Source organism: Lichenicoccus roseus (assembly GCF_005844085.1).
In the GTDB taxonomy this organism is placed as follows: domain Bacteria; phylum Pseudomonadota; class Alphaproteobacteria; order Acetobacterales; family Acetobacteraceae; genus Lichenicoccus; species Lichenicoccus roseus.
This window is the reverse complement of the sequence record NZ_VCDI01000007.1, coordinates 1-23,515: the sequence shown is the minus strand read 5'-3', so window position 1 is coordinate 23,515 and position 23,515 is coordinate 1. Positions and strand designations below refer to the sequence as shown.

At 61.7% G+C, this 23,515-nt stretch carries 18 protein-coding genes, 1 tRNA gene and 1 pseudogene; 10 read left to right on the top strand and 10 right to left on the bottom strand.

Annotated elements, in window-relative coordinates:
- Positions 1-46: 46 nt before the first annotated feature.
- From gatC to FE263_RS17135, 5 genes are all read left to right on the top strand, one after another.
- Positions 47-334: an Asp-tRNA(Asn)/Glu-tRNA(Gln) amidotransferase subunit GatC gene (gene gatC, locus FE263_RS17155; RefSeq protein WP_138327273.1), complete on the top strand. Its 288-nt coding sequence runs from the start codon at positions 47-49 to the stop codon at positions 332-334.
- Positions 334-1,815 (top strand): Asp-tRNA(Asn)/Glu-tRNA(Gln) amidotransferase subunit GatA, encoded by a 1,482-nt coding sequence (gene gatA / locus FE263_RS17150; RefSeq protein WP_138327272.1) that lies wholly within the window; start codon positions 334-336, stop codon positions 1,813-1,815. Before gatC ends, gatA begins: the two co-directional genes overlap by 1 nt.
- Positions 1,812-3,272, top strand: coding sequence for an Asp-tRNA(Asn)/Glu-tRNA(Gln) amidotransferase subunit GatB (gene gatB, locus FE263_RS17145; RefSeq protein WP_138327271.1), 1,461 nt, complete (start codon positions 1,812-1,814; stop codon positions 3,270-3,272). The genes gatA and gatB overlap by 4 nt, the downstream gene beginning before the upstream one ends.
- Positions 3,273-3,372: 100 nt before the next feature.
- Positions 3,373-3,465, top strand: a tRNA-Ser gene (locus tag FE263_RS17140).
- A gap of 493 nt (positions 3,466-3,958) precedes the next feature.
- Positions 3,959-4,594, top strand: a complete 636-nt coding sequence (locus FE263_RS17135) for a hypothetical protein (RefSeq protein ID WP_138327270.1) — start codon at positions 3,959-3,961, stop codon at positions 4,592-4,594.
- Positions 4,595-4,669: 75 nt separating this feature from the next.
- Here the strand turns inward: FE263_RS17135 and FE263_RS17130 are convergent, their stop codons facing one another.
- The 3 genes from FE263_RS17130 to FE263_RS17120 are packed head-to-tail and all read right to left on the bottom strand — an operon-like array spanning position 4,670 to position 10,015.
- Positions 4,670-5,653, bottom strand: coding sequence for a PD-(D/E)XK motif protein (locus FE263_RS17130; RefSeq protein ID WP_138327269.1), 984 nt, complete (start codon positions 5,651-5,653; stop codon positions 4,670-4,672).
- A complete protein-coding gene (locus FE263_RS17125; RefSeq protein WP_138327268.1) occupies positions 5,646-8,009 on the bottom strand; it encodes a Z1 domain-containing protein in 2,364 nt (787 codons plus the stop codon). Before FE263_RS17125 ends, FE263_RS17130 begins: the two co-directional genes overlap by 8 nt.
- A complete protein-coding gene (locus FE263_RS17120; protein WP_138327267.1) occupies positions 8,009-10,015 on the bottom strand; it encodes an ATP-binding protein in 2,007 nt (668 codons plus the stop codon). Before FE263_RS17120 ends, FE263_RS17125 begins: the two co-directional genes overlap by 1 nt.
- 523 nt (positions 10,016-10,538) lie before the next feature.
- Between FE263_RS17120 and FE263_RS17115 the strand changes: the two genes are divergently transcribed.
- Complete coding sequence (locus FE263_RS17115; RefSeq protein WP_138327266.1) at positions 10,539-11,714, top strand: DUF3883 domain-containing protein; 1,176 nt, start codon at positions 10,539-10,541, stop codon at positions 11,712-11,714.
- Here FE263_RS17115 and FE263_RS17110 read toward each other — a convergent pair whose 3' ends face one another.
- The 4 genes from FE263_RS17110 to FE263_RS17100 form a co-directional block, all read right to left on the bottom strand.
- Entirely contained in the window at positions 11,715-13,124 is a 1,410-nt protein-coding gene (locus tag FE263_RS17110; protein WP_205880427.1) for a DNA cytosine methyltransferase, read from the bottom strand.
- A 173-nt stretch (positions 13,125-13,297) separates the two neighbouring features.
- A complete protein-coding gene (locus tag FE263_RS17105; RefSeq protein ID WP_138327264.1) occupies positions 13,298-13,777 on the bottom strand; it encodes a very short patch repair endonuclease in 480 nt (159 codons plus the stop codon).
- Positions 13,774-13,917, bottom strand: coding sequence for a hypothetical protein (locus FE263_RS22190; RefSeq protein WP_171034169.1), 144 nt, complete (start codon positions 13,915-13,917; stop codon positions 13,774-13,776). The genes FE263_RS17105 and FE263_RS22190 overlap by 4 nt, the downstream gene beginning before the upstream one ends.
- Before the next feature lie 380 nt (positions 13,918-14,297).
- On the bottom strand, positions 14,298-16,751 hold the full coding sequence (locus FE263_RS17100; protein WP_138327263.1) for a DUF927 domain-containing protein: 2,454 nt from the start codon (positions 16,749-16,751) through the stop codon (positions 14,298-14,300).
- Between FE263_RS17100 and FE263_RS22185 the strand changes: the two genes are divergently transcribed.
- The gene (locus FE263_RS22185; protein ID WP_171034168.1) at positions 16,750-16,980 is read left to right on the top strand and encodes a hypothetical protein; all 231 of its coding nucleotides are present in this window, start codon (positions 16,750-16,752) and stop codon (positions 16,978-16,980) included. The genes FE263_RS17100 and FE263_RS22185 overlap by 2 nt on opposite strands.
- Positions 16,981-17,054: 74 nt before the next feature.
- Here FE263_RS22185 and FE263_RS17090 read toward each other — a convergent pair whose 3' ends face one another.
- Positions 17,055-17,351: a helix-turn-helix domain-containing protein gene (locus tag FE263_RS17090; RefSeq protein ID WP_138327261.1), complete on the bottom strand. Its 297-nt coding sequence runs from the start codon at positions 17,349-17,351 to the stop codon at positions 17,055-17,057.
- An 84-nt stretch (positions 17,352-17,435) separates the two neighbouring features.
- On the bottom strand, positions 17,436-18,362 hold the full coding sequence (locus tag FE263_RS17085) for a hypothetical protein (RefSeq protein ID WP_138327260.1): 927 nt from the start codon (positions 18,360-18,362) through the stop codon (positions 17,436-17,438).
- 590 nt (positions 18,363-18,952) lie between these two features.
- On the opposite strand from FE263_RS17085, the gene FE263_RS17080 reads away from it, so the two are divergent.
- From FE263_RS17080 to FE263_RS17070, 3 genes are all read left to right on the top strand, one after another.
- The gene (locus FE263_RS17080) at positions 18,953-20,221 is read left to right on the top strand and encodes a hypothetical protein (RefSeq protein WP_138327259.1); all 1,269 of its coding nucleotides are present in this window, start codon (positions 18,953-18,955) and stop codon (positions 20,219-20,221) included.
- Positions 20,222-20,244: 23 nt separating this feature from the next.
- A complete protein-coding gene (locus FE263_RS17075) occupies positions 20,245-21,381 on the top strand; it encodes a restriction endonuclease (protein WP_171034167.1) in 1,137 nt (378 codons plus the stop codon).
- Between the two features lie 342 nt (positions 21,382-21,723).
- Positions 21,724-22,821 (top strand): GTP pyrophosphokinase, encoded by a 1,098-nt coding sequence (locus FE263_RS17070; protein WP_138327257.1) that lies wholly within the window; start codon positions 21,724-21,726, stop codon positions 22,819-22,821.
- A gap of 42 nt (positions 22,822-22,863) precedes the next feature.
- On the opposite strand, the pseudogene FE263_RS17065 reads toward FE263_RS17070, so the two are convergent.
- A pseudogene (locus FE263_RS17065) lies at positions 22,864-23,438 on the bottom strand (transposase); the annotation flags it as partial.
- Positions 23,439-23,515 lie beyond the last annotated feature (77 nt).

Below are 23,515 nucleotides of genomic sequence, written 5' to 3'. Positions count from 1 at the left end.
GGTCCGATCTCGCGCCCGTATCCCCGACTTGAGAAGGTTCTGCCCGATGTCGCTCGATGCCGCGACCGTCAAACATATCGCCCGGCTGGCCAGGATCGGCATCCAGGATACCGAGGTGGCGCGGCTGCAGGGCGAGCTGAACGGCATCATCGGCTGGATCGAGCAGCTCGCCGCGGTGGATGTCGAGGGCGTGCCGCCGATGGTCGGCACCGAACAGGCGGCGTTGCGCATGCGCGACGACGTGGTCACCGATGGCGCCCGGCCGGAGGCGGTGCTGTCGAACGCGCCGGGCCGCAACGGCCTGTTCTACACGGTGCCGAAGGTGGTCGAGTGATGCTGACCGACCTCTCGATCGCGGATGGCCTGCGCGGCCTGCGTGGCAAGGAGTTCAGCGCCGTCGAGCTCACGACCGCGCATCTCGATGCGATCGCGGCGCTCAACCCGCGCCTGAATGCCTACCTCACGGTGACCGCGGAGGCCGCGCTGCGGGGTGCCGGCGCGGCGGACGCCGCCCTGGCGCGTGGCGAGCAGGCGCCGCTCGGCGGCATCCCGCTCGGCATCAAGGACCTGTTCTGCACCGAGGGGGTGCGCACCACCGCCGCCAGCCGGATGCTGGAGAATTTCGTGCCGCCGTACGAGAGCACGGTGACGCGCCAGCTGCTGCGCGACGGCGCGGTGTTCCTGGGAAAGACCAACCTCGACGAATTCGCGATGGGCTCGTCGAACACCAATTCGGCGTTCGGACCGGTGGAGAATCCCTGGCACCGCACGGGCGACGATGCGGTGCTGGTGCCGGGCGGCTCGTCCGGTGGCTCGGCGGCGGCGGTGGCGGCGCGCATCGCCATGGGGGCGACCGGCACCGACACCGGCGGCTCGATACGCCAGCCGGCCTCGTTCTGCGGTATCGCCGGGATCAAGCCGACCTATGGCCGCTGCAGCCGGTGGGGCGTGGTGGCGTTCGCAAGTTCGCTGGACCAGCCGGGGCCGATGGCGCGCACCGTCGAGGATTGCGCGATCATGCTGCGCTCGATGGCAGGCTACGATGCGCGCGACAGCACCAGCGTGGATCGCCCGGTGCCGGATTATGCGGCCGCCTGCGGACGCAGCCTGAAGGGCGTGCGTGTGGGCATCCCGCGCGAGTACCGCGCCGACGGGATGCCCTCCGAGATCGAGGCGCTCTGGCAGCAGGGTATCTCCTGGTTGCGTGATGCCGGTTGCGAGATCGTCGATGTCTCGCTGCCGCATACGCAGTACGGCCTGGCCACGTACTATATCGTCGCGCCGGCCGAGTGCTCGTCGAACCTCGCGCGCTACGACGGCATCCGCTACGGCCGTCGCGTCGAGGCGCCGACGCTGGACGGCCTGTACGAGGCGTCGCGAGAAGCAGGCTTCGGCGCGGAAGTGAAGCGTCGCATCCTGATCGGCACCTACGTGCTGTCATCCGGGTACTACGATGCGTACTACCTCCGTGCTCAGAAAGTGCGCAGCCTGATCCTGCGAGATTTCACCGAGGCGTATCGTACGGTGGATGCGCTGCTGACGCCGACCGCACCGTCGGCGGCGTTCGCACTAGGCGAGAACATGGATGATCCGATCAAGATGTACCTGAACGACATCTTCACCGTGCCGGCAAGCATGGCCGGAATGCCGGGCCTGTCGGTGCCGGCCGGTCTCGACCATCAGGGGCTGCCGCTCGGACTGCAGCTGCTCGGGCGGCCGTTCGACGAGGAGACCCTGTTCGCCCTGGGCAGCGCCATCGAGCAGGCGGCGGATTTCCGGCGATTGCCATCGGTGACCGCGGGGCGCGTCCGATGAGCTACCTGCTGGAAGGTCGGGACGCGCCGTGGGAAGTCGTCATCGGCCTGGAGGTGCATGCCCAGGTCATCAGCCAGTCCAAGCTGTTCTCGGGTGCGTCGGCGACCTATGGGGGTGAGCCGAACACCCACGTGAGCCTGGTGGATGCGGGATTTCCCGGCATGCTGCCGGTGATCAACCGCGAATGCGTGGCGCAGGCGGTGCGTACCGGGCTCGGCCTGAACGCGCGCATCAACCTGGAGAGCCGGTTCGACCGCAAGAACTATTTCTATGCCGATCTGCCGACCGGCTACCAGATCAGCCAGTTCGCGCAACCGATCGTGGGATCCGGCGTGATCGAGATCGAGCTCGCCGACGGCAGCACGCGCGAGATCGGCATCACCCGGCTGCATCTCGAGCAGGATGCCGGCAAGTCGCTGCACGACCAGCACCAGACGCAGTCGTTCATCGACCTGAACCGCGCCGGCGTCGGGCTGATGGAGATCGTCAGCGAGCCGGACATGCGTAGTCCGGAGGAAGCCGGCGCCTACGTGCGAAAGCTGCGCACGATCCTGCGTTATCTCGGCACCTGCGACGGCAACATGGAGGAGGGCTCCATGCGTGCCGACGTGAACGTGTCGGTGCGTCATTCCGGCGAGCCGTTCCGCACCCGCTGCGAGATCAAGAACGTCAACTCGGTGCGCTACGTCATGCAGGCGATCGAGGCGGAGGCCCGTCGCCAGGTGCAGGTCTGGGAAGCGGGCGGTACGGTCGACCAGGAGACCAGGCTGTTCGACCCGGCTCGGGGCGAGACCCGTTCGCTGCGCAGCAAGGAGGACGCCCACGACTACCGGTATTTCCCCGACCCCGACCTGTTGCCGCTGGTGATCGACGAGGGCTGGGTGGCCGACCTGAAGGCCGGGCTGCCGGAACTGCCGGATGCCAAGCGCAGCCGCTTCGTCAGCGAGTACGGCATCCCACGCTACGATGCCGGCGTGCTGGTGGCCGAGCAAGCGACCGCGGATTTCTACGAGACGGTGGCGGCGGGGGGCGATCCGCGGCTGGCCGCGAACTGGGTTACCGGCGACCTGTTCGCAGCCCTGAACCGCACCGGACGGACCATCGCCGACAGTCCGGTCTCGGCGCAGGCCATGCGCGAACTGCTCGGGCTGATGGTGGACCAGACCATCAACGGGCGGATCGCCAAGGACGTGTTCGAGGAGATGGTGGAAACTGGCGAGCCGCCTGCTGCCATCGTCGAGCGGCGCGGCCTGCGCCAGGTGACCGATACCGGGGCGATCGATGCCGCGGTGGAGGCGGTGCTGGCGGCGAATGCCGACAAGCTGGCGGAGTACCGGTCCGGCAAGGACAAGCTGTTCGGCTTCTTCGTCGGCCAGGTGATGAAGGGCATGGGCGGCAAGGGCAACCCTGCGCTGGTCAACGAGGCGCTGCGCCAGCGGCTGGCCCGGTCACCTTAACCGGGTGGCCTTGCAGCCGGTCAGAATGTGGTTTGACGGCAGTTACGACAATGACTAGGAGTGGTGCCGCAAACGCCGTGCGATGAGCACGCTCTTCGGCGGAGGGGTGGCCGAGTGGCTGAAGGCGGCGGTTTGCTAAACCGTTGTACGGTGTCAAGCCGTACCGTGGGTTCGAATCCCATCCCCTCCGCCAGCAATCCAGCGATTACAGTGCGTTAGGATGCGAGGACTCTTTAATCCCCTGTTCCGTCCCCTCAATATAGTGGTGGTCGGCCGCGAATTGTGTGGGACGAGTGCGACCAAGGTCACCTTTTAGGAGCCAAATCCCTGGTTCCGGTTTCTCGCCCTAAACGAACCGTGGTCGATCTCAGTCAGCCCTCGATCATGGCGGCGAGCAGGATGCTGAGGTCCGGATCAGAGACAAGCTTGCGAAGCGGGCGCGGGTCTTCTCCGTGACGCGCGGCATCTGCTACCGCGTCATCTCCGTTGGGTGATGGACTTGGTGGAGTCCTATGCCTCGCATCTATCAGCAGTCGCCGGAAATTTGTCCTCGGTAGAGCAGAACGCCACAGCCTGCCGACCTGTGGGCTTTAACCGCCATAACGTCGGACATTATGGTAGATTGAGCGGGCGGGCGAGTTAGACATGGCTAGGTTGGAGCAGCTCTGTGGCAACGAAGGGCAGAAATGGGCGTCGTCATCCACATCCTCGAGCGTCGTAACGTTCGGCTTGACGTTGCCGGCTTCGTGCAGGAGGTCGGCACGCTTCGTCAGCTCTCGAAGGTCACGGAGGTGGACGACTTGCGGGCAGCCGAGCTCGAGCGCGCGAAGCTGATCTCGTCACCCTTGGCCGCCTTGGTCGCGCAGACGGTTTCCCTGCCGCTCGCTTCCGGAAAGTCTGTCCCGGCGCATCAGGTGATCGGTTGGGACAATGGTCGTGCCAGCGTTGCTGAACCGGGCTGGGACTACCTGCCGCTCTTAGGCTATGCGGTGCGGAACGCGGAGCGCGACATCTTCGAGCTCAACGAATTGCGTGACGGAACGCTGCATCCGATCGATCCGGTCCGTGCCAGTGATCTCAGCCTTCTCAGCAATGGCGTCCTCGTCCGGCACGGCCAAGCACTGATTTCCTCCTGCATCGAGGTAAGGCCGTTTATCCCGAATTTTGCGGAGGCCGACTGCATATTCGAGAACGGACGCCGCGAGAGGCTGCTGGTGCGCATTACAGGCGGCAGCCTACCCGATCCGTCCTGGCTAGTTGGACGCAAGCCGATGGAAGTTGAGAGCTACCGGACTGATCAAGCAGCGAGCACACTGAGTTAAAACACGACTTTGCTGGGACCGGTGGTCAAGGCCTCGTCGTGTCTGCTGTTGCCCCCGGCAGCAGGGGAGGGACGCTTAGGCGCCGCCGGCTTTCCTGATCATGGCGATCGTCTCCTGGACGTCCAGCGTTGGTAGGTTAGCCAGCTCAACCGTATACTTGACGGCCACGACGCCAGACGGCGGCAGGAAGTCGTCGGCAATTCTCGGGAAGTGCTCATCAACTTCGTAGATGCCGGCATCACGAAAGTTGAAGCGGAGAAGCTCTCCCGAATCTCTCATTTCGTCCGTCCAGCCCAGGTTGACCATCTTTAACATGAACAGGTCGAGCGCCGCCGGGTCTCGTCGGAGGGCTTGCACCACGGCGTCAAGCTGTGTGGCCACAGTGTGTTCGCCCCCAACAGACTGTTCGACCTGAACAGAGACAAACAGCAATTGGCAGCCGTTGGACACCCGCAGCTGGTCGAGGCGTGAGATCTCGTGCTCCGCGCGGCTCTTGCGTGTTGTTTTGACCTCAAGGTGGAGCCGGTCGCCTACAAAGTCGTGCCGCTCAGAGTCCGGCCCACCCCATTGGTAAATGGCTGTTGGCCCTAAGCTCGGCAACATCAGCATGTTGAGCACCAGCAATTCGCCGAAGACGCCTACCTGGACGGATTTTTCCATCTCCTGGCGGACGGGCTTCCACGCGGACTGCCACGCGCGGATCATGGTTGCCACGGCCGCCCATGGTTCGCGATCCTGACCAATGATGGCGTCAACGACGTCGCGACAGAACGGCGTGAACACCGGCTCGTGAGATGAAGGCGCGGAGAGGTCGAGCACGTCGCCGAACTCCATGCGACGGTGGCGCACCTTCAGGCCGTTAAGGTCTGGTGGCTTCATGCCAACCGGACCGCGCTGCACCGGGATGAGAAGATGCATTTGCCCAGGCTGATCCATGGCAATGGAAAGTGGCGTAGTGGTCCCGTCCATTGTGATGGGCATAATTGCCATGGCGTCTTCGGCTGAGGGCCGATTAGCTCTGAGTTCCGCCCACTGCTGCGGGGTAGGGCAGTCAGCCATCGGAAACTGTGGAATTTACGAGCCAAGTTGACCCGGCATCGGAGGTTTGCGGCAGGCTAAGGGCCAGCGCCACAACAACGTCCGTGCAGGCGACGCTGAGGTGTTCTGGATCTAGTGGGTAAACAATGATCAGACCCTGTGTCGAGGGTCTGGCGGAGCGCATGGCTTCGGCGTCATAGGTGCCACCGGCGCGCTTGTAGGCGTCTGGGCCGCCGGGCAGATCGACACCCTCATGGGCGGGGTCGATCAGGATACCAATGCTCTCGCTGCTTATCCGGCTGCGTCTAACAAGGCCGACCTGCTGGCCCCCAATGGAAACCAACCGGCCTGCCTTGGGTGAGGCGACAAAGACTGACCAATCCGTCAAGTCGCCAACGGTTGTTTGCTCCGCGATCCAGTCAGCAAGCAGGTCCGAGCGGAAGGCCACGATGTCGTCGTGAACCATATAAGCGCGAAGGAAGTCGCAGACCGTCTCGGCAGGAACATCGCGAGCCAGGAGGCCGCTTTGGAGGCGCACCATAGGGCCGACCGACGCGACGAATCCATCCGCCAGCGCTCGGTTGGCTTCCAATCTCCCGGCGTCCAATAGGGGAAGGAGAACGGTCTGCGGGTGCTCGCCTGACCAAGAGTCCTGCGTGGCTTCCGCCGTCCTGCCCTTGTTGCGGGCTGTGAGCAGGAGGTCGCTGTGCGCGCGGAGCCGGATTGCCATCTGGTCAGGCCGTCGGCCAGCCCGTCCCAGGGCGACAATAGAGTCCCTTAGCGACTGCTCCACCAGCGCCAGCTCGGCAAACCACCGCGCGATGCCATCGGTCGTCCAGATGCGGATCAGATCCTCGTAGCCGCGCCTGAACCCATACCAACGAGCCATCTGCAGTAGGGTGTCGCACATAGTTGCCGTCCGAAGGAAATAGGAGACCGTCAGTCCCTCAAGCGTCAGTCCGCGCGACAGACGGTTCCCTCCAACCGCGACTAATTGTCGCCCGGGCTTCTCGTCATACTCCAGGTTCTCGCCGGTCTCGCTGTTGAGAACGACGATCACGAGCTCGCGGAGGACAGCGAGTGCAGCGACTATAATGACCTTGTCATCTGCAGGGGCATCCACACCGCCTTTAATGCCGATCCAAACCGGAGAGAAAACCTCCTCCAGGTGCTGCCCCTGCTGCTCGGCCTCGCGCCATACGTCGATTTGGTCGCGTATGGCGTTGGCGATGCGCTCCTGGTCGGATATGCGCTGACTTACGTGGACCAGCATCGTGTGAGCTTTGCCTGCAAAGCCGGGACGCAGGCTCCGTACTCCACCGGCGAGGCAGAACGCTATCAGAGCCTCGGCGAGCGATCTCGGGAGTGCCTCACTGTGCCGCGCAAGGACAATTTGGGCACTCTTACGCCGCCGGGGGGCGCGGAGTGCCTTTACGTCCTCGTTCGCGACAAGTCGGATCACATCTCTGCCGCGTGCTGAAGTGCCGAAAAGCTCTTCTGTTCCCGTGTATCCCTTTGGTCGGGGCAACTGGATTACGAAGTCCCGGGGGAAAAGGTCGTCACCGAGGCGGCGGTGGGCCGTGTCCTGGCTAATGAGGATATTGGCGAAAGGCGTGGCCGTATAACCGATGTATGCAGCCTTGGGCGCATGGGTCAGAATAGAGCGTATGAGTGCGTTGGTCGGCGAAGGTGCTAGAGTCTCTTCGTCATTATCGTCACCCACAGCTAGGTCCGGTGTCCTGTTACCCTTCGTGTTGATGGATGCCTGATCGGCCTCGTCGTCAATGACAAGAAGGGGCATGTCGTAGAGGTAGCTGGCGGCCGCCTCAAGCCAACTGTTCACTTTGGCCAAAACTGATACGTTCTTCTTGATCACCGCGAGGAATACCGCGGGTGCCCCGAGGATGTTGACATCTCGCTGTTGGAAGTCCTCCGTTAGCGATGTAAGAGAAATCCAGTCTTGGCCACGCCCGGCCTGCGGGAAACCGCCTGATTGATTGCCCACCAACTCCCGTTCAAGGCGGCTTTGGGTCTGGTTTCGAAGAGAGTCGTGAATGCCCGATAACACAATAACAATGCGGTAGCCGGCGTCCACGGCGCGGGCGGCGACGGCCGTGTAGTTGGCAGTCTTGCCGCTCTGAACATAGCCGACTACCAACCCGCGGCCCTGGAAGAAAGTGTTGCCCAGGGGATCATGCAAGTGTCGTAGAACACGTAGCGACTCCGCTGCGACCGAGTCCACCTGCTGGGATCCCCGCTTCGGATCGGAACGCAGCAACAACTCTAAACGCTGCCAATGGTACCAGTCGGTGAGCGCGAGCCGATCTGTCCAAGCAGGCCTCGCCGGTACATTGCCGAGGACCCGCACTGATTCCATTAGCTCGCTTTCCCTTGCAACAGCGCGATTTGCACGTTGGCTTCGTCAAGAGCTCCTAGAAAAGCTGCGAGATGGGCGACGGCAACTTGGTCGGAGCGGATGTGCTTGACCAAGGCCGCCAGATTGAAATTCGCATCACTTACCTGGAGATCGAGCGCTCCGGTCAACCCCTTCGTTAGCTTCCACAGGAACTTATCCGTCCGGACGTCCTTGACAGAGACGCGAGACGATGGTGGCAGCGGGTTCGCTACAACGCCCCCTTTGACTGGTAATCCTTCCCCCCGAACTGACGCCACTACGTTTGCTGGATTTGCGCCAGTTCCTGGCTGCTGTGGCTGCTGTGGCGCCGGTATCTTGAGTATCTGACGACGATACTTTTTTTGACTGTCTTTTCGAGCAATCTCAGCAAGCTTCTTGATCTCCGCCTGCAGCGCCTGTGGAAGCTGGACGATCTGCTTGCTAATGTTGATCTTGAAAACGTCGTCAAGAATATTGTCGAAGTTGACGACCAAGCGGGCGAGCTTTGTCTTTTCGTCGTTCGTTTCCCACATCTGATGCCATCCGCCCCACTTAATGAGACGGTCGTGACGGTAGATGAACAGGCCCTGTGTCTCGTTGCGTTTGCCGTGGAGGCCAATGCGGTCCAGCGCCTTACGGGCAGCCTCCGGGCCTGCGGCTTTGTGGCATTCTTCGATTTCGTCCTCGGACGGCAGCAGGTACGCTTGGACCGTCACGCGGCCGTCTTCAGTTTCGGTCGATACCCGGATCGGCTTGGCGTCATAGTGCTCGGTATATGGATGTCCAAACGGATTATTCGGCTCTACGGACTTGCCGTTGATGGTGATGGCTACCGCCTTGCGGCCCGCCGCTTTGCCTTCTAGAAAGCGGTGGAATACCAACGCCAAGTGCCGGTCAAGGTCTCTGACCTCGACCGAATAGGGGTCGAGACCACGCGTGGTCTGGATTGACTGCGGCGGCCGCATATCCTTCCACAAAACGACCGTGCCGTGGCGTCCAAGAACTGTTGCGTCCTCCTCCCACTGCTCCAGGGGGTCGGACTTGGCGACCCAGTCGTGCATGTCGTCGACATCCCACGTCAGGTGGTGCGCGGCTCCGCCTTCCTGCTTGGTAACTACAGTGAAGACTTTGGCCTGCGACCAGGATGCGCCTTTCAGACCATAGCCGTACTTGCCCAGGCTATTGGCTTCGTATACGGACGCGCTGCCTATACGCATGGCCTCCGCCAGTCTTCCTCCGTCCATACCATCGCCGTCATCGGTAATGCTCATCCACCGGCCATGTCCCCCGTCCGGCCGCCCGAAGGAGATGGCGATCCTGGTCGCGTTATGGCTGATGGAGTTGTCCACGATGTCGGCCACTGCCGACGGAAGCGTGTGTCCAACCGCGGCCAGAATCTGAACCAATCTTGCAGGGTTAGGCGGCAACTCGACACGGTTAACCCGTATACCGACAGGTGCCGGAGCGGCAAGAGATGCGCTTCTGGGGGCGGTGAAGATGTCGGGCCGGCTTTCGGCGAGGATCTGCCATGTCCGCTCTCCCTCCTCATCGTGCAGCGCGATCATGGCGGACTTGGCGAGCCGGCTACTTTCCCCGTCGGAAAGTATAGATCGTGTTACGATATGTTCGGCCGAAAATACTGACCAAGATCCGGAGGCCGGACTGGTGCTCGCATCCACTTCCATGGCAAAAAGACATCCTGGGGCTATAAAATGATAGCACTTGTCTCTAGGACAGTTGCCTTCGAGCCGCCAGTTCTTCTCTTGTCTTTTCAGCCATTGCCGCGCCTGCTTCACACCGTCATCGGTATCAAATAGTAGATCCATGTCGATGCGATCGGAGTCATTTGCGGCAGGAAAGACCCTGTCGACTACGTCCCAGTCGAAGTTAATCGCACGCTGCTTTGAGCCCTCCTTCCCCTGTCGCCGGTACTCGTGGAACATCCCGAGCTCGCTGTGGGTTAGTAGCCGCAAGATCACGAAACGCATGACTTTTACTCCAGCCGCTGGCCGTCGCCAGAGGCTCGTAAAGACTGAGCAGTTCGAAACGCATATGGGCAATGATCAAGACTCATCTCAAGGCGTATGGCAACGACTTATGCAACCAGTGATAGAACCACGACTGATCTGCCTTGTGCTGCAGCCTGAGATGAACCTGTCCGAAGCTTGAGTTGGCCAAGCCGCCTCGTGACCAGGGTCAAGCGCCGCTGGTCCCATGTGACGAAGTCAGTTGGGAGACGACACAGGAGTGGCAGCAGTACAAAGTCTGCTGGTAGAACTATCTGTAGAAAACTTTATTGCAATCTAGACATCGCTTATTCTAGTGCGGTCTCTCTTATGGGCGATTTCACTATCCGGATGTGCTGTGTTTCGGTTAGTGCTTCCTCAAGAGGTAGCGGGAACGTGTGCGGGACGGTCCAGTGCGGTCAACAGGGTTCAAGGTGATTTCGATGCGAAGTTAGATTCAACACAAGCGCGCTGTATCGGCTGCCTGCAGTCAAAGGATGTATTTGTGCCAGAATTTATTGCAATAAAGAGCCTATCCGCGAGCGATCTGACCTTGCTCGACCGGTTCTTCGGCGTGATCAACCGAACTGGTCAGAAGTGCATAAACTTGAACGCCGACGTCTTCGTCCAGTTGTTCTATCCAGACATCGAGACCCTGACCGCGGCGCGTGGTGGCGAGGTACCGGTCCCGATCACCGTGTTCGGGCCGGCTGCTGCGCCCGCGCTCCGGATGAACCGGAGCATCACCAAAGGCGACAGCTATAAGAACTGGCGCCTGAACGGTGAAACAATGCACGACCCTAGGGAACAGCCGGACCGTTTCGCGCACCTTCAGCGCCACGACCTTGCGGTAATGGCATTCGACGGTCGAGGCCTGCCGGAGCGGGTAACCATTGTCTTCCTCGCCAGGGATGAGCCTGTCGATGCGTCTCTCTATGCTGCGCTCGCGCCATACGTGGCCCGCAGGAGTATGGCGCCCATCACCCTGGGTGAGGTGGAAGCTGCTATTCAAGCGGCAGGTTGTGGCGACGCTCATCCACTAACAACCTTCGCTGTGAGCCCAGACATTGAGGCCGCTCTTGAGGAGGCAGCGCTGGGGGGCTTTCGCGGCTTGCGTATGATACGCCGGCGCCGCGCGACCCGGCCCGTCTCCCGACATGAGAGCCAACGCGCGCGAGAGGCCGCCGAACAGACAGGCGACGACGGTGAACGGCTCGTGAACGCTCACTTTGCGGCCCTGGAAAATCCTGGCGGCGAGTTCTCTTTCGCTTGGACCTCTCGCGTCGATGCCTACAGCCCATTCGACTTCCGGATCAGGCATCATGGTGGAGCACTCGGGGATGCTGAGTATGTCCTCGACGTGAAGGCAACTCGAGGCGCCTTCGAGCGCGATTTCCACCTCTCTTTTGGCGAGGGGTTTGAGGCTGCCGAGAGCAACGTGCCTTACTACATCTGGCGGGTCTACGGGATCACCACCGACGGCGCGTTCATGCGGAGGTCCGGCGACATCCGCGACTTCGCCAGGGCACTGATCGAAACCCACGACAGGGCCATGCCGGCGGGCGTGGCTGCCGATGCCTTCTCAGTTCAGGTCGCGGCGCACGGGCTAACTTGGTCGGAGCCTGTGGTGCTGGCCGCGGCCCTGGGCGAGGAGGATGAAGCGGCCGACGCTCCCGCCTAGCTACGCCACGACGGCGGATGAGGGCACTGTGAGACAGGCGACGGATTTTTCCAGTGCCTCACGCATCGTCTCAGCGATGGCAGCCGCCATCAAAGGCGGGACTGCGTTCCCTATCTGGCGGAAGCTAGGGTTCATCGTGCCCTCGAAGCGAAACCCGTCGGGGAAAGATTGCAGCCGGGCGGCCTCGCGCACGCTGATGGTTCGGGCCTGTGCCCCGTCGTGGTGGATGTGCGAGTAGGTGTCCTTTCCGATGTGCGCCATCAGCGTCCGCACAGGGTGGTCCCGGCGGAGCTTCCACCACCGGTTCGGAAACTTTGATGGGTCGTAAGGAGGGACCATCCCCCGCTCGAGCTCCGCCCATGCCTTCATCCGGGGCGTCAGGCTGCGCTTTGCCGCCTCTTTCTCAAAAAGGCGCGTCGCCACACGATGCGCCTCCGGGTATTCGGCACCCGGAGGCATGGCGCGGAAGATGTTTCCATCGCGTGGCAGGTAGCGGATGGCGTGGTCCTCTACCCCGCCGTTGCTCTCAAAACCAGGCCACTGGCGCATCATCGCTGCATAGGCGCTGATTTCGTTCGTGTCACGGTATCCCACCCTCATCTCAGGCCCCCACCGCCGCGCACCGCGCCGGACGCTGTCACCCTGGATAGACGGTAGGTCTCCGATAGCCTGCTCGGCTGTCACCGGGAAGGGAAGGCTCTCGTCACCAAGGTCGGGCTGCACGTAACCCGCCCCGCCAAGCAGGTCCACGTAGCGCAGGGCTACGGCCCGGGTCCCGGCATAGCCCGGCGGCAGCTTCATGTGGTGCGTCGCCTTCGGGAAGCGCGGCCGGATGCCGAGCTCCTTACGAAAGGCAACTAGGAACACTCGGTCTCGCATTTGCGGCACGCCGTGGAATGCCGAGTTGATCAGGCTATAGCGAGCCACATATCCGAGGCCCTCAAGCGTCTCAACCATTTCGTCCACGATATTGTGGTGGTCGAAGTGCAGGATGTCCGGGACGTTCTCCATGAGGAGGGCCAATGGACGAAATGCTCGAATGTAGGCGATGTAGCGAAGGTAGAGGTTGCCCCGTGGGTCTACCTTGAACGCCTCTGGATGCTCAGCGACCTCGCGCAGCTTCGCACGCCCAACGCGGGCATACGCTTGGCACGGAGGTCCACCCACGATGACGTCCACCGCCTCGGCGACGTTGCCGAGCAACAGCTCCTCGCATAGCTGGTCAGGCTCTATAGCCGTGATGTCCCGGGGATTGGCGTGGAGCTCAAATTGCTCGGAGTCGGTCCCGTGGAAGTTTCGCGCATGCGACCGGGCGGCGAGCGCGTCGATCTCCATGGCTCCAGAGATCTCGAAGCCTGCCTTCCTGAAACCGAGGGAGATGCCACCGCACCCCGCGAACAGATCAAGCACGCGAGGAGAACCCCCATCGGCGAGGCGCCGGACCTTTCCTGCCAGCAATGGGTCCGTCACAACGGGACTAACTCTTGTGTCCATACAGGACGCCCTCCCTCGAACCCTCCCGGTTGGGAGCCCCGTTGCTATACAACGCGCGCCGAGTCCCACCAGCGTCATGGATGTGGGGGCTAACTTGACCTCACTTTGTCGTGAGGTCTTGGCGCTGCCAGGAAGTCGCGGATGTGTCCCAGCACGTCTCCGAGGTTCTGTCGGACCTCACACTCCCAGACTACCAGGAGACGCCACCCGGCCGCTTCCAGGGAGATCGCGTTGGTACGATCCCGCTCGACGTTTCCATCGAGCTTCTGCGTCCACCACTCGGTCCGAGTCTTCGGGACGACCGAATTCGCGCATCCGTGCCGGTGCCAGAAGCATCCTCGAACCTCAACAGCGGACCGACGCCCCGGGAACACAATGTCGGGGCGACCCGGGAGCTGCCGGTCGTGCAGACGAAAGCGGTAGCCCATTGCGAACAGGCCGCGCCGTATGAGGAGCTCAGGCTTCGTGTCCTTTGCTTTGACGGCGGCGAGGTTCCGGCGCCGTGCATCGGGAACGTCAGCGAAGTCTGGTCGGGGCGAAGCCGTTCTTGAACGAGTCGGGTTTGTCATCTTGCAAACATAGCCACCAGGAAGAACGCTGCATGATGATCCGCCATCTTATCTCCTATGGCGATTGGGACCATCGTCGTCGACATGATCGACAGAAGCCCTTGCTCCACTGCACCTGGAAGGCTCAGGTCGTCGTTCATCAGTCGCGCGCACGCGTTGAACCTGGAGCAATGGCGCTAAGCCGCCGCCGATTGCGGGACGTGGTGCACACGCTTCGCCTCAAAGCGACCCGGCGGCTGTGATTGTTGTCTCACCTGATACTGAGACAAATCTAGAACTGAGACTGATTTGAGACAGATGGTCCGAACCTGCCTTGGGGTGAATGTGACTGTCAATCCGGAGGCGGTTGGTTGGTTTGTGAGCAGCATGAAAGGACGTCTGAGCCGGTCGGCCCAAAAGATAGGGGCCAGCCGGGACAGGCGGGGCCAACGGCGGATGGCCTGATCTTTTGGTGGCCCCATCCACGCAAGCAGCGGTAGGGCCACCGGGGCCACCGACGTCGGACTATAGTAGCCTTGGGTTATGGCTCTGCCTCCCGGCCGTCTAAAATACCGCCCGCGACCCGATATACTCGGGGGCGATCGTACCCCGGAATACGCTGCTTGCTCGTAAGTCGGCCTTCTTCCGTAAGCAGCAGGTCACACGCCTTCAGCGCCCGCGCCACCTCTCGCGGATCGGCGCCAGCGCAAACCTCTTTTGCCCAAACCTCGGACTGGATCAGATACTCCCAGCGGCCAGAGCTGTCCTTCCTTCGCCAACCTGCTCGGTTCGATAGTGTGCGATGCGGATCTGCCTCTTCTTCAACGCCCATCCCCATCGATACTAGCGTTGCGAAGCGGCTAGAGCCGTGCAGCGCGATGAAGTGTCGCACCCGCTCCAGCGCCTCCGTATCCTCTGCCGCGCCAGCGCCCCCGCGCCGCGAGAGCCATTGGCGGAAACAGGAGCCAGCCGCGCGCTCTGCCTCACCGTTTGGCCACGGGAGCACCCCGAAGCCGGCAGCTAGCTCGCCGGCCGCGGCTGCCAGCGCGAACCGCCGGGCAATGCTCACCACCTGCCCGTCGGCCCCCGCCGGCAGATGCGCCGCCAGAAACCGGCTGCGCGTTGCAGCGAGAGCCGCGACGACTCCAGCAGCATCCTCGGCCCGAGCTCGCGCCAATGCGGCGATGAATGCCCGTGCGGGACTGCCATAGTTCCTCTTTATCGCCTCGTTTAGATGGACCAACAGCGCCTGTGTGTCTGCATGGCCGCACAGGTTGCCGGCAACCAAACCATCCCTCGGCAGCGGCATGCTGACCATACGCACATCCTGGCCTGCCATGACGCGTTTACCGGCTTCCATGAGCTTGGCGGCCAAGTCCATCTCGCCGGTGCTGAGGAAAATCAACCGCCACGTCTTGCTGCGACGGGCGGAGCCGTCGCGGTTGCTGCGGCGCTTGCCGCTTTCGTTGCCGAGCAGGTAGACCACCTCAGCGACCTCGCGACCATCCGCCTGTCCGATTTCGTCCAAAGGCAGCAGGGCGTCAGATGCCTCTGCCGCGGTGGCCTCAAGCCCGTTGGCGGTAGCCCGCCACGACCGCAGCATCGCGCCCATCTCTGGCGGTCCCCAGACGCTTGCGGCGCATCGCAACAGCGTCGTCTTGCCGGTCTGCGAACGGCCGAACAGATGGAAGCCGCCAGACTTATCGCCCGTCACATCGAGCAGGGGCCCCGCGAAGGAAGCCGCGAGAAACAGTGCAAGATAATCATTACCCACGGCTGGCGCACCGACCTCCGCCTGCCAGCTTTCGACAGTGCCAGCGACAGCCGCAACGTCCGGAGTTTCAATCGCCCCTGCATTAAGGATCACCCGTTCACAGGTCTCCCCAACCACCTCTCCGTCCGGCATCACGTAGACCAAGCCGCTGGGCCCGCGCTGCCATCCTGCCCGAGGCACGCTCGTGACGCGCGTTTCAGATCTGACTGCGGCCAGGGCCATCCGCAGCTTCGCCCGGTGGCTTGGTGCCGTTGCAATGGACAGGCCCCGGTGCATTAGTTCGGCTTCAACAGCGCTGGACTCCCCGATCAACGCCCGGTGCTCCATCGACCACCGGTGGAGACGGCCGTCGCGATCGCGCCAGGACAACAGCAGGCCCCAGCCGTCGCCACCTGAGTCGCGGATCTCGCCCTCGACGACGAACGGCGCTGCCAGCCACCAGTCTGTTTTCTCCGGGTCGTCGCGCTGCCAGAACAGGCCTTCGCGTCGCATCGAGAACCCTGGTGGCCAAGCGACAATGTATCGCGCCACGGTCACCAGCATTGCCCGCAACGTCTCAGTGTATACTCCGGGAGGCGGCGCATCAGCCAAATCCCATCCCTCAGGCCAGCCGGATGGCAGTTCCACGACGTGCGCTTGCACCGCAAGATTGCTCCGTAGCAGCCTCGCGGCCCCGGTCGCCGCGTCTGCGCCCGGCGCGTCATTGTCGGGCCAGATGGTGACAGCACGACCCGCGAGCGGAAGCCAATCCGCCTTGGCCACGGCTTGCGCGCCGCCCTGCCAGCTGATCGCGATGTGGTCGGGGAACAGTGCCGCTGCCGCATCGGCGGCCTTCTCGCCCTCCACCAACAAGACGGGCGCGCTCGGCCGCGCAGCCAGTTGATCCAGGCCGTAGAGGTGCATGGGCGCTGGTGGGAGTTTGAAATGCCAGCCGCGTCGTCCGATGAATGTACCATAGGTGTATGGCAGCACTTCCTTATGACCGTCAGGCTTGTTGAAGCATGCTACCGCAAAAAGCGGCCGACCTTCACCGTCTCGGTAAATCCATCGCGCGCTTGCGTAGCCGTGGCTTTGATGTCTTATCATTTCGGCCTCTGGCGGCTCGGTTGGCGCCGGCAGTTCGGGCAACCACTTCGCAAGTGTGGCCTGCGAGGTTAGTGCCTCGCCCTGGTCCCTCAGGTCTAGGGGAGCGAATGGATCGATGAGCATGCCGTCATCCATGGCGCAGCTCCTCGCCGTCAAGGCCAAGCATCCGCGCCAGACGGTGCGCGGCCTTCGCCTGTGGCAGGCGATGAATAGCAGCGGCAAGGCTAACGGGATCGCCGCCTTTCTCGCCTGTGGCAAATTCGCACCAGCGGGCGGTGCGCAGATTGACCTTGCAGGAGGCCCCGCGCTCACCTTGCAAACTGCCGCATGTCCATTCCGCGCCAATGCGTCGACCGCCGCCTAGCCATCGGGCGCATAGAGCCTCCAAGTGGGGCAGCGCCGCCCGGTTCACGGTCGCAAAGTTCGGTATCGCGGGCCTCATGCGGTCCTCCCGGCGATCAGGGCGCGAAGGCTATCGCCGCACACCAGCGTTCGGCCGCCGGCCTTCAGCAGCCGAAGCCGACCCTCCTTTGCAAGTTTGTAGAGGAGCGTGCGACCGAAACCGCCCATGCGGCAGGAGTCCGGCACGGTGTAAGCAAAGGCGTTTGGCAGCGGCGTCCTTGCGGTAGGCTCGTGCACGACCGCGCCGTCCTTCCTCTTCTCCATCAAGGCTGACGCCGGGGCATGTTGAATGTTGATGTGGTTGACGCCGACGGGCGCCGACTTGTCCGTCATCGTTCATCTCCTTCGGTCGCGTGAGCTTGGTTGCGACCGGGGGCGACTAATTGCGGACGGACGCGGTGGCTGTCGTCCCGCGAGTCAAACGCGCTTTTTCGGCTTCGATCCGCGGGTCGACCGCAGCGGCGCTGCCGGCGACGGCGCGGCTGCCCGGGCACGATGAGCGTTGCCAGCATTGATCGCCTCACGCAGCCAATGGTCTAGCTTGCCGGTTCCCCGCGACTGCAGCTGATAGGAGGGCGCCACGATGTGGCTGGCTAGCGCCTGTATTGCCTCAAGAGCGGCGGCAAGAACCTGATTTTCGTCCGTCCTATCCAGGACCATGCCGTCCCGCTGGACGGCAGCACGGTTCCCGGCCATCTCAATCGTGGCGGAGAACCACCTGAATCCACCGCTCCCCGGCGCGGCCTCGGGGGGTTGGCCAAACAGCTGAGTGAAGATGTCGACCAGCATCTTGATCAGGTGGCGGCGCGCTTGATCGCGGTTGCTGCCGCCGCGTGCGATCGCCGAGCTCCAAGCGCGAGCCGAAGAACCGGCAACGGCGGCAACGGCGGCAAGCGCCGGACCAAGTCGCCCGAGCAAGGCCATCCAACAGGCCTTGAGGTCGGGCTCGCTCCCGAGACCGCCGCTGGCAGCAAACTTGTCCGGAACCGCGACCATCAGCAGCCGCCTGAGATACTCGACCGCTTCTTGGTCCTCAGGATACCTCGGCCATCCCTTCTCGAGCGAGTCCATGGCGCTGAAAGCGGCAGCATGAAGTTCTCCGGACAGCTCAGCATAGCCGAGAGCCATTCCGAGATCATTAGAGCCTCTGGCCAAGGCGGTGCACCAGCGGCGGCGTTCGCCTGCGGGGCTGTCGTCCGCCTGCATGGCTGAAGCGTTTGCGTAATCGCTGAAGGCGTCATTCAAGGCCGACGAAACTTCCACAAAGCCAGCAAAGCCCGGCGATAGCTTGCGCCCGGCATTCTTTGCCAGCTCCGGCGGGTCTGCCGAACAAAACAACTCCACGAAGGCGCTCGGTCCTGTTGAGGAAGTGGGTGGCGGGCCAATTTTTGCCGGACGGCCACGGCTAGGAGCTTTCGACAGGCGTTGCTTCCGTGGGACGGTCAAGGTGGTTGGCTCCAAAAAGCGGACAAGGAAACAGCTCGACGCGCGTCGAGTGTAGGGGCGGCGGCGGCACGGCTGACGAAAGCCTGAGCAGGACAACCTCCAACGGCGTCGGCTGGCAGCGCTCGACTAAGAGGGTGCCTCGGATCAATGGTGCGATATCAAGATCTGGAGAAGATGTGACGGCGACGAAGGGGCCCCTTCCACGCCGGCTCGCGCTCACTGACGCCACCCGGAGGAAACAGCTGACGTTCCAAGTGGTCTCCGACGCTAACCTACTGATGTTACGAGGGAATCGTGGCTTGCTCACGCAGCTATTGCTAACGACCGCTCTGCCATAGTGCTTGCCGGAGTTCTTGAGCTCTCGGCCGCGCCAATACCAACAGGTCTCTTTGCCGATTGAACCACAGCGGCATAGGCAATGGCTAGCATTCGCATCGACAAGACACTACGCTCATCAACCAAGAGGGAGCGGTGGGAAGCACAAGACAATGGAGAAGAAAACGAAGGGCGCGTGGTTGCTCGCCCAGTCGAGGAGTCTAGACGGTTACTCAGGCGCAGGTGCCGCGCGACTTGAAAATATATCCTACTCGGGAAAGATTGGAAGGCTGTACAACTTGCTACGCCGTCATTCCGACGAGGCGAGCACGTTTACCATCTCGCAGCAGATCATCGCCAATGCGTGCCAGCTGAACGGCATCGAGAAGTCGTCGCGGCAGGTCGGCCTTCAAGTTCTCAAGGAGGCCGGACGAATTGATGTGGCAAAGGACGGGTCCATTGCCGTTCTGGGCGCAACTACACAGGCCGTGCTTGAGGCGACTGCCGAGATCTTTGAGGAGCAGCGTCCTACTGGTGACGAGAAGGCCATCATTGATCTTTCCGAACGGGTCTCCGAGAAACCGGTTAAGCGGGCGGAGGCCGAAGAATACATCGCCGACACTCATAAGCTGAAAGCGGCCGATGCAACCTCGCTTGTAGACCTCTCAAGAATGACAGCACTCATCGACGAAGAGGGTGAGCGCGGCCGAGGCATCCTGTTTAACTCCCACACCTTCCGTGATGGCAAGTACGCTCAGAAGGCGTTCTACGTCCTTGAGCAGCTCCAGCCGGCCGAACGCGCCCGCATGACGGAGGTGCAGGAGAAGCTGACAAATCAGGGTGCCCTCTACGACGCCGACGTCGAGAGGTTGCTCGGCAAAGACCTCTACATCCGCCTCGTCAGCGTCGGCATCTTCGACCGTATGGAGGTGAGCAACGCTACCGAGTCAGTTGGTTACATCTCCTCACCGGCCGACTTCCAAAAGTTTGGTCGGCCCTTCGAGGAGGACCCCATAGACGACGCCAAGGCACTTCTTGCGTCGCTGACCTATGGACAGACGCGGAGCCACAACGTCCGAGGACGGATCACTATGCCCGAGGCGTTGATCCGCAAGTTGGTCATGGGGGAGGAAGTCGGTAATCGTGGTGTGCGTGCGATCGGTGAGGACTATCGCGAGCTTGAAGCGCGGCAGGTGATCGAGACGACGGAGAGGAGCCCGGGCCGGTTCACTATGCGGCTACTCAAGAAGGACGTCGGCGAACTAGCTTTGACCATTGTCCGAGGCGTTTCTGCCGCCCAGGAGGCAGTAGTCATGGACGGCTCTCCCGCCCGCACCTTCAAAGGTCCCGATGCCGCGCGGATCGAGATACGCCCTAAGAACAACATTGCCGATCGTCGCTTTATCCACGATGCTCTCGACCGACTAAGGAGTGGGGGTTGATGGCACTCCCGAAAGGAGCGGGCTTGGAGGAACTGGCGCGGGCGTTCTTCGCCCGGCAGGGTTTCTTGGCTATACGCAGCGTCTCAATACAGTTCGAGGACGAAGAGGTCACGGACGTCGACGTGTGGCTATATGGTCGACAAGGCGGTGGAGTGCGGACTCGGGCGCTCATCGACGTCAAAGACAAGAAGTCGCCAAAAGCTTTCGAACGCATCATGTGGGCGCGCGGTATGCAGCTCGCCCTGGGTGCCGACCGCGCGATTGTGACCACGACGGACACAAGCTCCAAGGTCACCCGTTTTGCCCAGCAGCAGAAGGTGGCCCTATTGACAGGCGCCTTTCTCCGCCGGTGGAGCGGCGGCGACGTTCTGCACGACCGCCTCAGCCTGGAGGAATTCATTAGCAACATCCAGACCTATGAGAGCCACAAGCAGGACGGCGACTGGATCAGGCAGATCGCCTCCGCTAAGTCGGCCGTCGTCAGCTTGGCTCCTTATCCCGCATTTAACAAGGCAATTGGCTCATTCCGTTTCTTCGCGGAACGCGCACAGACTCGGCCCCAGCATCGCGAGTTGGCGGTACGCGGTGCATTTTTGTCGGCTGCGCTGGCCAGCATGGCGCTGGATGCAGCGCTGGAGAAGCTTGCTTTTGAGGAGGCTCCCGTCCGGCACAAGCTCCTCCATGCTGGAATTACCTTTGGTGACGCGGGTGACAACCGGGTGAAAAGCAGTATCGAAACTGTTCTTGCGGTGATTTCGAAGGGGGTGAAAAACGGTCGGGCTTTGGCCCGGCAGACGAGCGACGCTCTCGATCAGATGTTCTCCAATGTGCGTGCCGAGATCGTTGCCGATTTCTTCGCTGCTGAAAAAAATGCTGCACTGCTCTTTCCAGTCGCTCGGGAGCTTGAGGCAAGGTCGCACATGCGCCGCCGATCCGACTTAATGGCGTTGAGCATTGAGGCGAAGGCGGTCGTTGGGGTGTTTGCAGATTACATTGGTGCGAAGAGGATGGCGCTTCTGAGCGACGAATTCGTGTCAGTCGAGCCAACGGGACTGTCCCCATTTCCCGATGTTCCATCGAAGGTTGTTGATGCTGGCACAGATAAAGCGGCAGCGGAGCAGGATGAAGCGGCGGCCGAGCGCGCCGCCTCGGGCAGCTAGCCCAACCTACTGGTAGTTCATAGTTCGTCGTCGTCGCTACGCCCATGATCAGTGGCAAACCGGAAGCCTGTGAGTCTATGAGGACTCAGCGTAGCCTTCGGTTTTGAATTGAGAAATGAGAGTGTTGATCAAGGGCAGCAGCAAATTGAGCCGCTAGTGGTGGTTGAAATTGAGCCGGCGGATGAACAAGTAGTAACTAATTGCGTCTATGTAGCTCAAGGTCTGCCTGCTGCCGCATCCAGAGACAATCTCAAAAAGCCTTTTTAGGGATTGGCTATATTGTGATTCAAGCTCTGGATGTGGACAACGTAGGGTTATCACAGAAACACTCGGGGGGGTGACATGGCGTCGCAGGATTACGAAACCGAGAAACTCGTCTTTCGCGGTTTCTACGATGCCTCTGGGAATACGATGGATGCGGCCCGGAACGCCTTCATCACCATGATACGCTCCCTCCTCGCCACGGATCCAGCGATGGCGGGCGCCAAGGTCGAGGGGCGGATCAAGGAACATGACGAATGCTTGAGCAAGTTCCGGCTGAAGTATCAAACCGGGCTCGAAACTACCAAGACGGCTTATGCCATTCGCGACCACATCTCCGATCTGATCGGGCTGCGTATTGTCTGTTTCTACGAGGATGATGTCGATCGGGTGAAGGCTCTCATATCGGGCGAGTTCGACGTGTTGAGTGTTACCGACAAGACAGCTCAGATTGAAGGAACGGCAGACGCGTTCGGATATAAAGGTCTGCATCTCGATCTACGCCTAAGCCAAAACCGAAGAGCGCTGAAGGAATATGCTGCCTATGCCGACTACCCGTTTGAACTTCAGATTCGGACAGTCGTTCAGGATGCCTGGAGCATTCTTGATCACAAAATTAAATATAAGAAGTCGATCCCGAACAGCCTGAAACGGCGCATAAACACGCTCGCCGCCCTGTTTGAACTGGCTGATCGAGAGTTCCGCGCTATTCGCGACGGGACGGCCGAGGAGATCGAGCGGACCGATGCCTATGCCGAGATCGAGGAAGAGTCGGCCGCTGTCCCAGCCGAGCCGGAAGCTGTCGTTGATGCTGCGCCTCGTCGATATGCACCGCTCAACGCCTTCAGCTTGTTACGGATCGCGAAGCACTTTTTCCCTGGGCAGGATTTCGAGCCGCACAAGGTGGACGGCTTCACGCAGCAGGTTATTGATCTCAAGCCCGACATCAGCCGGGGCAAGTTCAACTTCTACTTGCGGGAGACGATCGGTGAGGTTCGGCGGTATAAGACGGATTTCGAAGCCCGCCCCGACGGCACCGCGCTCAATCCCTTCACCGTCATGCGGCATTGCCTCTATGCCGGTGATCCGAACGTTTTTGCGTCGCTCCTGACCGATAGAGCGCGCGAAAGCTTCGATGGCTGGCGTGCGAAACACATGTCGGCCATGGCTGTCTCCTGACATATTGGTACGACTGTCTTGTCTTAGAGCCTGTTCGAGAACTCACCGGTGAGCGTTTCTGAGGAGTAGATTGCCGCTCAGGGCCACGAAGATCATGGCTTTCGACACGTCGATCCGGCGTTCGTAACCGCGGACGAGGCGACGCCAGCGGGTCATCCCATCGAAGGTCCGCTCCATGACCCAGCGGCGCAGCTGCACCTCGAAGCCCTTGGCGCCATCGCGGCGGCGAATGATCTCCAGGACGAACTTGAGGTAGGCCGTCTTATCCATCAGCTGGAGCCGATCATAGGCGCCGTCCGGGAACAGGTGATCATCCAAAGCCAGCGCTTGGGGATCGCATTCAGGATCGTCTACGAGCCGGCGCTGTCCGAGATGTCGGCCGTGGTCAGATTCACCATCAGCAGGCGGCCGTCTGTATCGACGGCAATGTGCCGCGTGCGGCCAACGATCCGCTTGCCTGCATGATAGCCTCTCGCCGCAGCTCGGGGCGCCTTGACAGATCGGCTGCCGATCACCGCAGCGGTAGGGCTCGCGTCCCGCCCGGCTTGCTCACGGTCCAGCATCAGCTCGACGTCATGGACGGTCTGAAACAGGAAGCGCCGGGCCAGCTCGCGGAACTAGAGCGGAAACCGTCCAACTTGAATCGTTAGGGATTCCCGACGCGGCCGCGATGTGATTCACCATGCAGGCTGGG

What these genes read in the sequence shown, in the direction of transcription:
- gatC (WP_138327273.1), top strand. Translation starts at nt 47, where the DNA reads ATGTCGCTCGATGCCGCGACCGTCAAACATATCGCCCGGCTGGCCAGG.
- gatA (WP_138327272.1), top strand. Translation starts at nt 334, where the DNA reads ATGCTGACCGACCTCTCGATCGCGGATGGCCTGCGCGGCCTGCGTGGC.
- gatB (WP_138327271.1), top strand. Translation starts at nt 1,812, where the DNA reads ATGAGCTACCTGCTGGAAGGTCGGGACGCGCCGTGGGAAGTCGTCATC.
- FE263_RS17135 (WP_138327270.1), top strand. Translation starts at nt 3,959, where the DNA reads ATGGGCGTCGTCATCCACATCCTCGAGCGTCGTAACGTTCGGCTTGAC.
- FE263_RS17130 (WP_138327269.1), bottom strand. Translation starts at nt 5,653, where the DNA reads ATGGCTGACTGCCCTACCCCGCAGCAGTGGGCGGAACTCAGAGCTAAT.
- FE263_RS17125 (WP_138327268.1), bottom strand. Translation starts at nt 8,009, where the DNA reads ATGGAATCAGTGCGGGTCCTCGGCAATGTACCGGCGAGGCCTGCTTGG.
- FE263_RS17120 (WP_138327267.1), bottom strand. Translation starts at nt 10,015, where the DNA reads ATGCGTTTCGTGATCTTGCGGCTACTAACCCACAGCGAGCTCGGGATG.
- FE263_RS17105 (WP_138327264.1), bottom strand. Translation starts at nt 13,777, where the DNA reads ATGACAAACCCGACTCGTTCAAGAACGGCTTCGCCCCGACCAGACTTC.
- FE263_RS22190 (WP_171034169.1), bottom strand. Translation starts at nt 13,917, where the DNA reads ATGAACGACGACCTGAGCCTTCCAGGTGCAGTGGAGCAAGGGCTTCTG.
- FE263_RS22185 (WP_171034168.1), top strand. Translation starts at nt 16,750, where the DNA reads ATGGCGCAGCTCCTCGCCGTCAAGGCCAAGCATCCGCGCCAGACGGTG.
- FE263_RS17100 (WP_138327263.1), bottom strand. Translation starts at nt 16,751, where the DNA reads ATGGATGACGGCATGCTCATCGATCCATTCGCTCCCCTAGACCTGAGG.
- FE263_RS17090 (WP_138327261.1), bottom strand. Translation starts at nt 17,351, where the DNA reads ATGACGGACAAGTCGGCGCCCGTCGGCGTCAACCACATCAACATTCAA.
- FE263_RS17080 (WP_138327259.1), top strand. Translation starts at nt 18,953, where the DNA reads ATGGAGAAGAAAACGAAGGGCGCGTGGTTGCTCGCCCAGTCGAGGAGT.
- FE263_RS17070 (WP_138327257.1), top strand. Translation starts at nt 21,724, where the DNA reads ATGGCGTCGCAGGATTACGAAACCGAGAAACTCGTCTTTCGCGGTTTC.